The 13,846-nt window shown below is 71.5% G+C and carries 13 protein-coding genes; 3 read left to right on the top strand and 10 right to left on the bottom strand.

From position 1 onward, the window contains the following. Positions 1-15: 15 nt before the first annotated feature. From katG to ACIBTV_RS05270, 3 genes are all read right to left on the bottom strand, one after another. Positions 16-2,292: a catalase/peroxidase HPI gene (katG, locus tag ACIBTV_RS05280; protein ID WP_396702604.1), complete on the bottom strand. Its 2,277-nt coding sequence runs from the start codon at positions 2,290-2,292 to the stop codon at positions 16-18. 23 nt (positions 2,293-2,315) lie between these two features. Continuing rightward, complete coding sequence (locus tag ACIBTV_RS05275) at positions 2,316-2,744, bottom strand: Fur family transcriptional regulator (protein WP_396702602.1); 429 nt, start codon at positions 2,742-2,744, stop codon at positions 2,316-2,318. A 180-nt stretch (positions 2,745-2,924) separates the two neighbouring features. Then, entirely contained in the window at positions 2,925-3,584 is a 660-nt protein-coding gene (locus ACIBTV_RS05270; RefSeq protein WP_396702600.1) for a class I SAM-dependent methyltransferase, read from the bottom strand. A gap of 135 nt (positions 3,585-3,719) precedes the next feature. On the opposite strand from ACIBTV_RS05270, the gene ACIBTV_RS05265 reads away from it, so the two are divergent. Then, entirely contained in the window at positions 3,720-4,310 is a 591-nt protein-coding gene (locus ACIBTV_RS05265) for a helix-turn-helix domain-containing protein (protein ID WP_396702598.1), read from the top strand. A gap of 33 nt (positions 4,311-4,343) precedes the next feature. Here ACIBTV_RS05265 and ACIBTV_RS05260 read toward each other — a convergent pair whose 3' ends face one another. Further along, a complete protein-coding gene (locus ACIBTV_RS05260; RefSeq protein WP_396702596.1) occupies positions 4,344-5,213 on the bottom strand; it encodes an alpha/beta fold hydrolase in 870 nt (289 codons plus the stop codon). A 136-nt stretch (positions 5,214-5,349) separates the two neighbouring features. Between ACIBTV_RS05260 and ACIBTV_RS05255 the strand changes: the two genes are divergently transcribed. Next, positions 5,350-6,060, top strand: coding sequence for a helix-turn-helix domain-containing protein (locus tag ACIBTV_RS05255; RefSeq protein ID WP_396702594.1), 711 nt, complete (start codon positions 5,350-5,352; stop codon positions 6,058-6,060). Here ACIBTV_RS05255 and ACIBTV_RS05250 read toward each other — a convergent pair. From ACIBTV_RS05250 to ACIBTV_RS05225, 6 genes are all read right to left on the bottom strand, one after another. After that, positions 6,042-6,620, bottom strand: coding sequence for a dihydrofolate reductase family protein (locus ACIBTV_RS05250; RefSeq protein ID WP_396702592.1), 579 nt, complete (start codon positions 6,618-6,620; stop codon positions 6,042-6,044). The genes ACIBTV_RS05255 and ACIBTV_RS05250 overlap by 19 nt on opposite strands. Before the next feature lie 198 nt (positions 6,621-6,818). Next, positions 6,819-8,120, bottom strand: a complete 1,302-nt coding sequence (locus ACIBTV_RS05245; protein ID WP_396702590.1) for a hypothetical protein — start codon at positions 8,118-8,120, stop codon at positions 6,819-6,821. Between the two features lie 33 nt (positions 8,121-8,153). After that, on the bottom strand, positions 8,154-9,308 hold the full coding sequence (locus ACIBTV_RS05240) for a serine hydrolase domain-containing protein (RefSeq protein ID WP_396702588.1): 1,155 nt from the start codon (positions 9,306-9,308) through the stop codon (positions 8,154-8,156). A 4-nt stretch (positions 9,309-9,312) separates the two neighbouring features. Continuing rightward, positions 9,313-10,140, bottom strand: coding sequence for a carbohydrate ABC transporter permease (locus tag ACIBTV_RS05235; protein WP_396702586.1), 828 nt, complete (start codon positions 10,138-10,140; stop codon positions 9,313-9,315). Further along, complete coding sequence (locus ACIBTV_RS05230) at positions 10,137-11,105, bottom strand: carbohydrate ABC transporter permease (protein ID WP_396702584.1); 969 nt, start codon at positions 11,103-11,105, stop codon at positions 10,137-10,139. The genes ACIBTV_RS05235 and ACIBTV_RS05230 overlap by 4 nt, the downstream gene beginning before the upstream one ends. Next, positions 11,102-12,460, bottom strand: coding sequence for an ABC transporter substrate-binding protein (locus tag ACIBTV_RS05225; protein ID WP_396702582.1), 1,359 nt, complete (start codon positions 12,458-12,460; stop codon positions 11,102-11,104). The genes ACIBTV_RS05230 and ACIBTV_RS05225 overlap by 4 nt, the downstream gene beginning before the upstream one ends. A 348-nt stretch (positions 12,461-12,808) precedes the next feature. Between ACIBTV_RS05225 and ACIBTV_RS05220 the strand changes: the two genes are divergently transcribed. Next, complete coding sequence (locus ACIBTV_RS05220) at positions 12,809-13,837, top strand: LacI family DNA-binding transcriptional regulator (RefSeq protein ID WP_396702580.1); 1,029 nt, start codon at positions 12,809-12,811, stop codon at positions 13,835-13,837. Positions 13,838-13,846: the final 9 nt, after the last annotated feature.

Genomic DNA, 13,846 nt, shown 5'->3' with positions numbered 1-13,846 from the left:
TGGCGCAGGTGTTGGTCAGGCGAGGTCGAACCGGTCCAGCTCCATGACCTTCGTCCAGGCCGCCACGAAGTCGGCGACGAACTTCTCGCGCGCGTCCTCGCTGGCGTAGACCTCGGCGAGGGCCCGCAGCTGCGAGTTCGAGCCGAAGATGAGGTCGACCGCGGTGGCGGTCCACTTCACCTCGTCGGTGGACAGGTCCCGGATCTCGTACACGTGCTCCTCGGACTCCGACGCCTTCCACCGGGTGCCCGGGGAGAGCAGGTTGGTGAAGAAGTCGTTGGTGAGCACGCCGGGCCGGTCGGTGAGCACGCCGTGCGAGGTGCCGCCGACGTTGTTCCCGAGGGCCCGCAGACCGCCGATGAGGACGGTCATCTCGGGCGCGGTCAGGTTGAGCATGTAGGCCCGGTCGACGAGCAGCACCTCCGGCTGGGTCTTCTCACCCGCGCGCAGGTAGTTGCGGAAGCCGTCGGCACGCGGCTCGAGGACCTTGAAGGAGTCGGCGTCGGTCTGCTCCTGGGTGGCGTCGGTGCGACCGGGGTGGAACGGGACGGTCACCTCGACACCGGCGTCCCGGGCCGCCTTCTCGACCGCGGCCGAGCCGGCCAGCACGATCAGGTCCGCGATCGAGATCTTCGCGGTGCCGGCGGCGTTGAACTCCCGCTGGATGCCCTCCAGGGTCTCCAGCACCGTGGCGAGCTGCTCGGGCTGGTTGACCTCCCAGTTGCGCTGCGGCTCCAGGCGGATCCGGGCGCCGTTGGCGCCACCGCGCTTGTCGGTGGACCGGAAGCTGGCGGCGGAGGCCCAGGCGGTGGAGATCAGCTGAGCGGTCGTGAGGCCGGACTCCAGCACCTTGGCCTTGAGGGCGGCGATGTCGGCGTCACCGACGAGCTCGTGGTCCACCGCCGGCACCGGGTCCTGCCACAGCTGGGGCTCGGCGACCCACGGGCCGAGGTAGCGGCTGACCGGGCCCATGTCGCGGTGCAGCAGCTTGTACCAGGCCTTGGCGAACGCCAGCGCGAACTCGTCCGGGTTCTCCAGGAAGCGGCGGGAGATCTTCTCGTACGCCGGGTCGACGCGCAGCGACAGGTCGGTGGTGAGCATCGTCGGCTTGTACTTCTTCGACGGGTCGAACGGGTCCGGGATGATCTCCGGAGCGTCCTTCGCCACCCACTGCTTCGCGCCGCCCGGGCTGGTGGTGAGCTCCCACTCGTAGCCGAAGAGGATCTCGAAGAAGCGGTTGCTCCACTGGGTCGGCACGTCGGTCCAGGTCACCTCGAGACCGCTGGTGATCGTGTCCGGGCCCTTGCCGCTGCCGTGGGTGCTGAGCCAGCCGAGGCCCTGCGCCTCCAGCGGCGCGCCCTCCGGCTCGGGGCCGACGTGGTCGTCGGCGACGCCCGCGCCGTGGGCCTTGCCGAAGGTGTGACCACCGGCGATGAGGGCGACGGTCTCCTCGTCGTTCATCGCCATCCGGCCGAAGGTCTCACGGATGAAGTACGCCGCCGCGGCCGGGTCCGCGTTGCCGCGGGGGCCCTCCGGGTTGACGTAGATGAGACCCATCTCGGTCGAGCCGACACCCTCGGACATCTCCTTCTCGGAGACGTAGCGCTCGTCGCCGAGCCAGGTGTCCTCCGGACCCCAGAAGATCTCCTCCGGCTCCCAGACGTCCTCGCGGCCGAAGCCGAAGCCGAAAGTCTTGAAGCCCATCGACTCCAGGGCGACGTTGCCGGCGAGCACGAGCAGGTCGGCCCAGGAGATCTTCTGGCCGTACTTGGCCTTGACCGGCCAGAGCAGGCGGCGGGCCTTGTCGAGGTTGGCGTTGTCCGGCCAGCTGTTGAGCGGGGCGAACCGCTGGCCACCGTCACCGGCGCCGCCGCGGCCGTCCTGGATGCGGTAGGTGCCGGCGGCGTGCCAGCTCATCCGGATCATCAGACCGCCGTAGTGGCCGAAGTCGGCCGGCCACCAGTCCTGCGACGTGGTGAGGACCTCGGTGATGTCCCGCTTGAGCGCCTCGACGTCGAGCTTCGCGAACTCCTTGGCGTAGCTGAAGTTCGCTCCGAGCGGGTTGCCCTTCGGGGAGTTGGCGTGCAGCACCGACAGGTCGAGCTGGTTGGGCCACCAGTCCCGGTTTGTGCGCGGGCGACCACCGGTCTTCGGCGTCGGCGAGTCGATCGCCGGGTTCTCGCTCTCGCTGCCGTGCGCGGTCACCGAGTCGTGCGCGACCGGGCAGCCGGCCGCCGCCTTCTTGTCAACGCCCTGCGCGCTGGCGGGGGCGTTGTCCTGGGTGTCGCTCATCTACTTCCTTCCGAACTGGTGGATCACTGGGACGTGCGTGCGGTCGCGCAGTCGGGGCAGGTGCCCCAGTAGACGACCTCCGCCTCGTCGACCACGAAGCCGTGGTCGTCGGAGGCGGTGAGACAGGGGGCCTCGCCGACGGCGCAGTCGACGTCGGCGATCGTGCCGCAGGAGCGGCAGACGATGTGATGGTGATTGTCCCCCACCCGGGACTCGTACCGGGCCGTTCCGCCGGCGGGTTGGATGCGCCGCACCAGACCGGCGTCGGTCAGCGCCCGCAGCACGTTGTACACCGCCTGGTGGGACACCGTGGGGTGGTGCGCCCGCACCATCGCGATCACCGTGTCGGTGTCCGCGTGCGGCCGGTCGCGCAGCGCGGCGAGCACCGCCAACCGAGGCCGGGTCACCCGCAACGAGACCGCCCGAAGCTGAGTCTCGAAGTCGGACGTCACCCGGCGAGCATAGTCCGCTCTTTTGGAATGAATCAACTTTTGCTGCCGACTCGCCCCCCGCGCGTCGCGTCTGCGACCCCCGCTCCACGGCACCGGTGGAGCATGCCCGTCGGAGAGCGCCAGCGGGTTACCGGCCGTCGAACCCGGGGTGCGTCGCGGCCGAACGCTCCGCGCGAGGCGTCACTCCGTCGGCCGGCGACGGGCCCGGACGACCATGTCGCGCAGGGTCGTCCGGGTCGGGCCGGTCCCGACGTGGCGGCTCCGGGACTCCGCCACGTCGATACGCCACGGCCCTCCGGCCAGGCACCGGCTCACGACGTCGAGGTCGATCGAGGCCGGCCCGGGCGCGTGCGCCGCCGAGTGCTCGTCGGCGTGGTCGTGCCCGACGACCAGGAGCGTCCCACCCGGGGCGACGGCCTGGGCGAGCCGGGCGACGAACGCGTCGAACGGCACCGTGGGGTGGACGTACTGGCTGACCACCAGGTCGTACCGCTGCGGCGGCCGCCAGTCGGTCAGGTCGGCCACGACCCAGCGGACGCGGGACGCGAGGTCGGGTGCGTCGCGCTCGGCGCGCGCCCGGGCCTCGTCGACGGCCGTCGGCGAGACGTCGACGGCGGTCACCTGCCAGCCGTGGCGGGCCAGCCAGAGGGCGTCGGCTCCACGGCCGCAGCCAGCGTCGAGCGCCGTGCCGGCGGGCAGGTCGCCGACCTCGGCCACCAGCTGCGGACTCGGCGATGCGTGCCCGCCCGCGTGGCCACGGTAGTGCTGCTCCCACCACTGCGGGCCGAACGCGGCGTGCGCCGCCTGCTCGGCTCCGTGCTGGTCGTGACGCATGCCCATGACTCCCGACTCCTGCCGACCGTCGCCGTGCCATCCCCGCGGCGACCGTCCGTCGCTGCGGCTCGACGGTAACGCGTCATCCCCGTACGGCAAGGGTTGTTGCGGTTTTCGCAAGATCCTGCCTAGCATCGGGTCGTGTCCCAGGCCGAACTGTCGGACGTCGTCCGCCAACGCATCCGCGGGCTGCGGCAGGCGCGGGGCTGGAGCCTCGACGCCCTCGCCGCCCGGTGCCGCATCAGCCCGTCGACGCTCAGCCGGATCGAGACGGGTCACCGGCGGATCGACCTCGACCAGCTCGTCGGGCTCGCCCGGGCCCTCGACACCACGATCGACCAGCTGGTGGAGCCCGTCGACGACGCCGACGTGATCATCCGGCCGGTGCGCCACCAGGAGGCCGGCCTCACCACCTGGGTGCTCTCACGCGACGAGACGCGGCACGGCGGCCGCCTGGTGGCCAAGATGCGGATCACGCCCGAGCGGCGCACCGGGCCCGGGCACCTGGCCGTTCACCCGGGACGCGAGTGGTTCACCGTGCTCGCCGGCACCGCGCTGCTGCACCTCGGCGAGCGGCGGATGACGGTCGGCGTGGGCGAGGCCGCCGAGTTCTCCACGATGATCCCGCACTCCATCGGCGCGCTCGGCGGGCCGGTGGAGATCCTCACCATGTTCGACCAGGACGGGGAGCGGGCCCACGCCGAGTCGTCCGGCGGCGGTCCCCCCGGGTGACCGCCGCGACGCCCGCCCCCCTCCCGTCGTCCGTCAGTCGCCGGCCAGGACGTCGCGCAGCTTGCCGGCGAAGGCCTCGGGCTGGCCCGGGTAGCCGGACTCGGGGCCGAGGAAGCCACCGTGGTGGCTGGGGAACACGGTCGCCTGCTGGCCGAGAAGCTCGGCGAGGACCCGCGAGGTGCGGTCGGTGAGGATGCCCGTGGACTCCGCACCGACGGCGATCACGACGCGGGTCGGCGCGGCGGCCAGCGCCGCCATGTCCGGGCGGTAGTTGATCACGGCCGAGGACCGGTCCGACAGCAACGGGTCGTCCCGGGAGCCGTCGTCCTCGGTCGGCATGCCGAACTGGGCGGGATCCGGCGCGGGCTGGGCGAAGTACTCGTCGGTGAACTCGCCCTGCCAGGAGGTCATGGTGATGAAGGTCGCCATACCCGCGCCCCACCCCTTCGCCTCGTACGCCTCGCGGACGCCGGCGGTGGCCCGCTCGGCGGCCGCCGCGTCGGGAAGCACCGCGATCAGTGGCGGCTCGTGGGCCACGAGGGTGGTCACGTCGTACGGATGGGTCGCCACCAGCGTCAGCGCGGTCACCGCGCCACCACTGCTGGCGAACATCTCGACCGGGCCGGCGCCCAGCTCCTCGATCACGGCGTGCAGGTCGGCCGCCTGGACCGTGGGATCGTGGTCGACCCGGCCGTCCCGGCGGGTGCTGCGCCCGAGTCCTCGCGGGTCGTAGGTGATGACCGTGCGGTCCGGGAAGTGCGGGACCAGCGCCGTGAAGCCACTGGCGTCCATCGGCTGGCCGATCATGAACAGGGGCGGGCGTCCGTCGGCGGTGGGCAGCGGGCCGTGCACGTCGTACACGATGTCGGCGTCGGTGGTCTGGAGGGTGCGCGTGTTCGTCATGACCGTGTTGACTCCCTCTGCGGTGAGAACTCATCGGTCTCAACGGCAGAACGTCCCTGATCGTTCGCCCGGCCGCGTCGGGCACCTCGATGTCGGCGGGTCACCCGCGCGACCCGGGACTGGTTATCCTCCTGCCGTGGGGCTGCGGTTCACGACGCGCGCGTCCGACTCGGCCTGGGTCGACGCCGTCTGGACCTGCGCGAGCGAGCGGGTCACGGAGATGACCTCCGTCGCGACCGCATGCTGGGGCCTGGTGTTCTGGCAACGCGAGGGCCGGGCCTACGCGACCATCACCGGCCCCGAGACCAGGACCGGCACCGCGCCGGTGCCGGAGGGCGCGACCTTCGTCGGAATCGAGTTCGCCGTCGGCACGTCGCTGCGGGCCGTTCCCACGCCGACGCTGGTCGACGGCGGCGCGGTGCTCCCCGACGCCACGCGCCGCACCTTCCTGCTCGACGGTGTCCGATGGGAGACGCCCGGCCTCGACGACGCCGAGGCCCTGGTCGACCGGCTCGTCCGCGCCGGCACCGTGGTGCGGGACCCGCTGGTCGGCGACGTCCGCCGGGGTCACGACCCGGACGTCTCGACGCGCACCGTCGAGCGTCGGTTCCGGGCGGCGACGGGCCTCACCCGGGGCGCCGTCCGACAGATCGAACGCGTCCGCGAGGCGTCGGGGCTGCTGGCGGGGGGCACCCCGGTCACCGAGGTGGTCTCCCGGCTCGCGTACTTCGACGAGCCGCACCTGGCCCGCGCGTTGCAGCGGTACGTCGGGCGTACGGCCCGGCAGCTGCGCGCGGGCACCGGCGGCGCGATCGGCCTCGACCTGAGTCAGTCGACGACGTCGTAGATCAGTTTGACGATGCCGTTGGCGTACGCGGCGGAATCCCGCAGGCGCAGCACCTGCTTGTCCCGGTCGGCGTCGCTGAACAGGCCCTTCCCGGCGCCCAGCAGCACCGGGAAGACGAGCAGGTGGTAGCGGTCGATCAGACTCGCGTCCGCCAGGCGTCGGGCGAGCTCCGCGCTTCCGTGGATGAAGACGGCGCCGCCCTCGCTCTTCTTGAGCGCGGTGACGTCGTCGGTCGAGCGCAGGATCGTCGTCGGTCCCCAGCCGTCCACGAGGGCGTCCTCGGACAGGCTGCTCGACACCACGTACTTCGGCAGGTCCTTGTAGACGGCGTGGTCCGCCGACTCGCGCCACAGGGGCGCGAACGTCTCGTAGCTGCGGCGGCCGAACATCAGCGCCGTGGTCTCCGCCAACTCCTCGCCCTTGAGCGAGAAGGCCTCGGGCACGAACTCGATGTCCTTGACCACCCAACCGCCGCTGCGGTGGTCCTCGCCCGGCCCTCCGCCCGGCGAGTCCAGCACGCCGTCGAGCGACATGAACCCGGTGTAGACCAGATCACGCATCGGTTGTTCTCTCCTCATGGTCGGGCGACGAGGTTCGTCCGGGCGGCGCGTGACCGGCACGGCGACGCACGCCCGTGTGGTGGGTGCGCAGCCATGCTAGGAACCGGACCCCGCTCCCGTCTTGGACAGAAACGACGCCCGGGTCGACGACGGGCCGTGCCGGGAAGCCCGACACGGCCCGTTCCGCCACCGACCGGGTCAGCGTCGGTCGAGCAGCCAGCGCAGGATCGCGCCGTCCTCATAGGTCGGGCCGTAGGCGGCGTGGTAGTCGGGCTGGCTGAACGCCTCGTTGCCGTACTCGGTGTACCGCACCAGCTCGGCGATCTGCTGCGGCGTCCGGCCCGCCGCCGCGTACGCGTTCTCCAGCGCGGCGCGCGAGTTGCGGCCCAGCGAGATGTTGAGCAGGTGGTCGTTGACACCGTGGGTGATCCAGACCGGGATCTCGGCGGCGGCGATCGCGGTCGCCTGCGCGGCGGTGACCTGGAACCCGCCGGTGACCAGACCGGCGGTCCAGAGGTCCGGCCGCGTCGCCATCGACTGCCACAGCAGCTGGGAGCCGTAGGAGACCGTGGTGCCGTAGACCCGGCCGCGGTCGACCGGGTGGTCCTTCACGAACTGGTCGATCAGCTTGTTCAGGAGGTCGGCCTCGGCGGCGGCGCCGACCCGCTGGTTCTGCGGCGCCAGGACGATGACGTCCTCGTCGGTTCCGGTCCACGACTTCTGTAGCCACGCGGTGGCCGGGATGTCCGCCGCGATCTGCACGCCGGTGTTGTCGCCGTCCCAGCCCATGCCGTGGCCGGGCAAAACCACCATCAGCGGGTACGTCCGTCCCGGCTGGATGTTCTTCGGCAGGTGGTAGTGGTACGGCAGGACCATGCCGCCGCTGAGGAACGAGCCGTAGCGGAAGTCGTCGACCAGCAGGTTGACCGGCTTCTCGGTCATCGGGCGGGACTGCTTCGGCGTCGCCTTCGCGAGCACCGGTCCGCGCCCGTTGCCGTTGCCGGGCTGGCCGTGCACGTCCTTGCGCTGGACGACCCGGGTGGGCAGCTCCGGGTTGACCTTCACCGTGCACAGGAAGGTCGGGCACTTGGAGACGATGACGGTGTTGCCCTTCCCGTCGGCCGGGTCGAGCTCGACGATCACGTACCGGCCGCGGACCGCCTGCCGGTCGGCGCGGGTCGAGGGCTCGTCGTTGGTGTAGACGCGGCTGATCGTCCGCTCCGCCGTCCTGGGCAGGTCCTCGATGGGGTTGAAGCGGAAGTTGTAGACGGTGTCCGTGACCGAGAAGGTGTCGGTGTCGAGGGTGCGGGGGTTGACGGTGGCGCCGTACTCGATGGCGACGGCCGACACCTGCTGGCCGTAGGTGTAGACCTGGGTGATGGGGGTGATGCCGCGGATCTCGTCGCCGGCGGTGTCCGGCTCACCGGCGTACGCGATCCCGGCCGAGGTCAGCACCATGGTGCCGGCGAGCAGGGCGACCACTCTCGTTCGGAGGTTCATGCGCCTCCATCCCTTCTGTTGTGGGGGAACGGGTCACACGCCGAGGCAGGCCCGCACGGCGGCGGTCAGCCGGTTGGCGCGCTGGTCGTCGGCGTCGCCCATCTGGTTCACGACGTAGGCGAAGCCGACCTGGTGCTCGTCGTCGCCGAAGGCCAGGTGCCCGCCGGCGCCGTCGTGCCCGAAGCTGCGCTCGCCGAGCAGGGGCCGGGCCGGTGCCGAGTGCAGTAGGAACCCGGTCCCCCAGCGCTGCCCGGTGTCCGGCGGGCCGTACCGCTGCTGGCCGCGGGCTCGGACCGTCGTCGCGTCGCCGACCGACTCGGGGGTGAGCAGGCGCGGACCGTCGACCTCGGACACGCAGGCGGCGTACAGGCGGGCCAGGCCGTCGGCCGTGCTGACCGCGCCGGCGCCGGGGATCCCGGCGGCCTGGATCCTCGAGTCGTTGAAGCTGACCAGCCCGTCCTCGTCCGCCGGGAAGGCGAAGGCACCGCCCATGGTGAGGCCACGCTCGGCGACCGGGTCGAGGTCGGCGGTCGCGGACGCCGGCGGCGCGAGGGTCCAGGCGACCGCGTCCCGCTCGGTGACGGGAAGCCCGATCCAGGTCCGCAGACCCAACGGCCGGGCGAGGGCGTCGGCGAAGAACCGCCCGGGCAGTTGGCCGGTGATCCGGTGGATGATCTCGCCGACCAGCCAGCCGTACGTCATGGCGTGGTAGCTGTGGGCCGTTCCCGGGCGCCACAGCGGCGTCTGGTCCTCGATCGCCTCGACGACCGTCTCCCAGGACAGGACCTCCTCCCTGCTCAGCCCGCGGTCCAGCGCGGGCAGCCCGGACTGGTGGGTGAACAGCCACCGGACCGGGATCTCGTCCTTGCCGTGCCGGCCGAACGCGGGCCAGTAGCGGGTCACCGGCGCGTCGAGGTCCAGCTCGCCCCGCTGCACCAGCAGGTACGCGCAGACGGCGAGGATGCCCTTGGTGCAGGAGAAGACGACCGCGGGGGTCTGTGCCGTCCAGGGTCGGCCGGAGCGGGAGTCGGCGACCCCGCCGTGCAGGTCGACGACCTTGCGGCCGCCGACGTACAGGACGACCGCGGCACCCACCTCCGCCCGGGTGACGAAGTTGTCGCGGAAGACGTCGGCGACCGGGCCGAAGCCCTCGTCGACCGCGCCGTGGATCCGTGGTTGCGTGGACACGCGCTTATCCCTTCAGGGACCCCTGGATCAGGGCCTTGATGAACTGCCGTTGGAAGATCAGGAAAACGATCAGGGTCGGGGTGAGGATCAGCAGCGATCCGGCGCAGAGCAGCACCAGGTCGGTTCCCCACTGGCCCTGGAAGGCCCCGAGCGCACCGGCCATCGTCCGTTTGGTGGCGTCGTCGACGAGCACGATGGCGAGAAGGAACTGGTTCCAGGTCCACAGGAACAGCAGGATGGTCAGCGACGCGATGGCCGGGCGGGCGAGCGGCACCTGGACCCGCCAGAACAGCTGCCAGGTGCTGCTGCCGTCGACGCGAGCGGCCTCCGACAGCTCGCGCGGCACGGTGATGAAGTGCGCCCGCATCCAGTAGACCGCGAACGGCATGTAGAGGCCGATGAGCGGCAGGATGATGGCCCATCGGGTGTTGAGCAGGCCGAGGTCGCGCATCTGGTAGTACAGCGGGGTGACCACGGCCTCGAACGGCAGGGTCAGGCCGAGCAGGAGCAGCGCGAAGGCGAACCGTCCGCCGGGCACTCCGAGGTGACCGAGCCCGAAACCGGCCATGGTCGCGATGACCACCGCGATCGGGACGACGCCGGCCACGATGATCAGGCTGGATCGCAGCAGGGCGCCCATGTTGGCGGCGGTGAACGCGTCGACGAAGTTGCCCCACTGCGGGTCCGCCGGCCAGGTCAGACCGGTGGGCACGGTGCCCCGGGGTTGCAGCGCCGCCGAGAGCATGCTGACGAACGGCAGGAGCGTGACGAGGGCCAGGGCGATCAGGAAGATGCGCCCGGTCAGGCGCTCGCCGCGGCTGACGAGATTCACGCCTTCTCCTCCCGGGTCAGTCGCTGGATCGGCAGGACGCACAGCAGCACCAGTGCCATGAGGACGACGGCGAGCGCGGAGGCGAGCCCGACCTGGCGCTGGGAGAACGCGAGCCGGTAGATCTCCAGGCCGGGCACGGTTGTCTGGAGGCCGGGGCCGCCGCTGGTCGAGATGTAGACGATGTCGAAGCTGGCCAGGGCGGCGATGATGGTCACGGTGAGGCAGACGCCGATCTCCTGGCGGAGGCTGGGCAGGGTCACGGCGAGGAACTCGCGTACGGGCCCGGCGCCGTCGATGCGGGCGGCCTCGTAGAGCGCCGGGTCGATCTTGCTCATGCCGGTGACCAGCAGGATGGTGCAGAGACCGAGGCTGACCCAGGCACCGATGACCCCCACCGAGGGCAGCGCGGTGTCGAAGTCGCCGAGCCAGGCCCGGGTCGTGCCGCCCAGGCCGACCGCGCGCAGCGCCTGGTTGACCAGCCCGTCGGTGGAGAACATCCAGCTCCACGCGATGCCCGCCGCGACCAGGGGGATCACCTGCGGCAGGAACAGCACGGTGCGCACGGTGGTGCCGAGGGGGCCGGCGGTGATCCGGCGGACGACGCTGGCCACCAGCAGCCCGAGGGCCACCGGGATGAAGCTGAAGAAGAGGATCAGGACGAACGCGTTCGAGATGATCTTCAGGAGGTCCCGGTCGGTGAAGACGGTGACGTAGTTTTCGAGCCCGGCCCAGCGGGAGGCGCCGATCCCGTTCCAGTGGTACAGGGAGTACTGCGCCGTCAGCAGGAGCGGACGCAGCACGAAGATCCCGTACATCAGCAGAGCGGGCAGGACCCACAACCAGCCGGCCCACCGGCCCGGACGACCGCGCCGGCTCCGGCGGGGCCGCCCGTGCGATCCGGGCCCGGCCCCGCCGGGCCGGCGCGTGGCCGGCCCGGTGGGTGCGCTGCCGAGGGCAGACGTCATCGGGACAGTTCCTTCGCGTACTCGGCCTGGACCGCCTTGACGTAACCCTCCGGGGTCTGCTGCCCGGCGACCAGCTTCTGCATCTCGGGGGTGATGGCGGCGGCGAAGATGCCGCCGGTGGCGTTCGCGGTGAAGTCGACCGCCCCGTTCTCCGCGCCCAGCTGCTGCGAGGCCTTGAGGGTCGCGGCCAGGACGGTGCCCTCGGACACCGGCGGAAGGGCGAGGTCGCTCGGGCCGCCCGGGTGCGAGCCGCCCACCGTCACCGAGATCTCGCGGGCCTTGGCGTCGGTGTGCGCCCAGTTGAGGAAGAACGCGGCAGCGTCGGGGTTCTTGGCCTTCGCGCCGATCCCGAACGTGTTGGGCGCGGACATCGCCACATGCTTGGCGCCGGCGGCCTCGCCGGGGAACAGGAAGAAGCCGACCTTGCCGGCCATGTTCTTGTCGAGGTTGCCCGACTCCCAGTCGCCGTTGAACATGAACAGGCCGTTGCCCTTCTGGAACTCGCCCATCATCGCGGTGTAGTCGATGGCGTTGGCGTCCTTGGGGAAGTACCCGGCCTGGGCCCACCGCTGGATGGTCTGGGTGGCCTTGAGCGCCGCCAGGGTGTCGAAGGTGGCGCCCGGCTTCTGGAAGATCCAGTCCGCGATCTGGGTGGGGTCGCCGAACTGGTTCTGCAGCGCCTGGTGCGGGAAGTTGATGCCGGCCGTGTTCTTGTTGAACTGCATGATCGGCTGCAGCCCGGCGGTCTTGGCCTTGGCCAGCAGCTCCTCGAACTCCGCGATCGTGGCCGGCGGCTGGGTCATCCCCACCTGCGCGGCCTGCTGCTTGTTGTAGAAGACGCCGGTGACGCTGTAGCCCAGGCCCAGGCCGTACAGCGAACCGGTGCCGCGGACGGCGCCGCCGTCACCGAGGCGCAACTGCACCAGCTGGGAGGCCGGGAAGGTGTTCCACTTGTACGCCTCGAAATACGGGTCGAGGTTCTTCAGCAGCCCGTCCTTCACCAGGTCGACCATGGTGGGCAGTCGGATGATGTCGGGGGCGTTGTCGGAGGCGAGCACCCGGGGCGCGTTCTCGGTGATGACCGTGAACTGGTCCTCGCGGACGTTGAAGGTGACGTTCGGGTGCTGCCTGGTGAACTCGTCGGCAAGCGCCTTGGCCAGCGGGAAGCCGGTTTCGGCGTACATCTCCAGGGTTATCGGCGCGGTCCCCAGCTCGGTGCTGACCGCCCGGTCGGTGTCGGCGGTGGTCTGGTTCTCTCCCGGCGCACTGCAGGCGGCGGCCAGCAGGCTGGCGCCCAGGAGCGGGACCAGCAACGCCAGACCGCGTCGCGAGAACCTGGTCGAAGATTCCGGCACGTCTGTCACTCCTTCTTCACGGCGCGCCGCGCCGATGGCACCCGTCGGCGTGTGCGCCTGTCGGGTGTCGGCGATCGCGGGCGGGACCGCGGCCCGGAGCCGGACGACCGCCGGCCCCAGGTCCCGGATGCCCGTCCGCGAGGAACGGCGAGGGGAGCTAAACTGATTTAGCAGAGAATGCGCGCGGCGGATCCGCCTGTCAAGGACGACTTCGCAACGAGTCCGAAACGGCCTGTTCACGCCGACAAACGCGGGGGCACACCGACCGGACGATGTCCGGCGTGACCCGTCGGCGCATGATGTGGCAAGCGGTGACGCGGGAAGCGTCGCCCCCGATCCGGAGGTGCCATGGGCCAGAAGCGAGCCACCCTGGCCGACGTGGCGCGGCTGGCCGGGCTCTCCAAGACCGCCGCGTCGATGGTCCTCAACGGGCGCGAGGGCAGCCGGTTGTCCGCGGAGGCGCACCAACGCGTCTTCGCGGCCGCCGAGGAGCTCGGTTACCGGCCGAACGTGGCCGCGCGCAGCCTGCGGACGCGCAAGACCGCCACCATCGCCTTCGTCTCCGACATCGTCGCCACCACCCGGTTCGCCGGCGGCCTGATCCGGGGAGCCCTCGACGCCGCGCGGGAGCGGGACCACGTCCTGCTCATCACGGAGACGCAAGGCGACGCCTCGTTCGAGCGGTACGCCATCGAGGCGATGCTCGACCGCCAGGTCGACGGCGTGATCTACGCCGCGATGGCCAGCCGGCGACTCACCGTGCCGACGGCCATCCTCGGCGGCCCGGTCGTGCTGCTCAACTCCACCAGCGGGGATGACCTGCCCAGCGTCCTGCCCGACGACGAGCGCGCGGGGGTCGCCGTCACGGAGATCCTGCTGCGGCAGGGGCACCACGACCGGATCGCGCTCATCGGCCGCAACGAACTGAAGGAGAGCGACCCCGAGGTCTCGATCGCCGCCGGGGCCCGCCTGCGCGGCGTGCGGACCGCGCTCGCCGCCGCGGGCGTGGGCCTGTACGCAGAGTGCTTCTGCGTCGACTGGCTGCCCGAGCACGGGTACGCCGCGATGCGCACACTGCTGTCCCGCTCACCGCGGCCCAGCGGGGTGATCTGCATGAACGACCGCCTGGCCTTCGGCGCCTACCAGGCACTCGGCGAGGCCGGGCTGTCGGTCCCCGGCGACGTCTCGGTGGTCTCCTTCGACGACGATCCCATCGCGGCCTGGCTGCGCCCCGGGCTGACCACCGCCGCGCTGCCGCACGAGCGGATGGGGCGGCGCGCGGTGGAGATCCTGCTCGACGGCGGCGGCGCCGGGCCGTCGCTGGTGCCGATGCCACTGCGTCGCCGCCGGTCCACCGCCGCGCCCGCGACGCCCTGAGCGGGGTGA

The sequence above is a fragment of the Micromonospora sp. NPDC049366 genome, from assembly GCF_044466625.1.
Classification (GTDB): Bacteria; Actinomycetota; Actinomycetes; order Mycobacteriales; family Micromonosporaceae; genus Micromonospora.
The sequence above is the reverse complement of the archived record's forward strand: the minus strand, read 5'-3'. Positions and strand labels throughout refer to the sequence as shown.

Bases quoted from the DNA above. Each gene is read 5' to 3' on its own strand.
- ACIBTV_RS05245 (WP_396702590.1), bottom strand. From the start codon at position 8,120: ATGAACCTCCGAACGAGAGTGGTCGCCCTGCTCGCCGGCACCATGGTG.
- ACIBTV_RS05270 (WP_396702600.1), bottom strand. From the start codon at position 3,584: ATGGGCATGCGTCACGACCAGCACGGAGCCGAGCAGGCGGCGCACGCC.
- katG (WP_396702604.1), bottom strand. From the start codon at position 2,292: ATGAGCGACACCCAGGACAACGCCCCCGCCAGCGCGCAGGGCGTTGAC.
- ACIBTV_RS05220 (WP_396702580.1), top strand. From the start codon at position 12,809: ATGGGCCAGAAGCGAGCCACCCTGGCCGACGTGGCGCGGCTGGCCGGG.
- ACIBTV_RS05250 (WP_396702592.1), bottom strand. From the start codon at position 6,620: ATGCGTGATCTGGTCTACACCGGGTTCATGTCGCTCGACGGCGTGCTG.
- ACIBTV_RS05230 (WP_396702584.1), bottom strand. From the start codon at position 11,105: ATGACGTCTGCCCTCGGCAGCGCACCCACCGGGCCGGCCACGCGCCGG.
- ACIBTV_RS05260 (WP_396702596.1), bottom strand. From the start codon at position 5,213: ATGACGAACACGCGCACCCTCCAGACCACCGACGCCGACATCGTGTAC.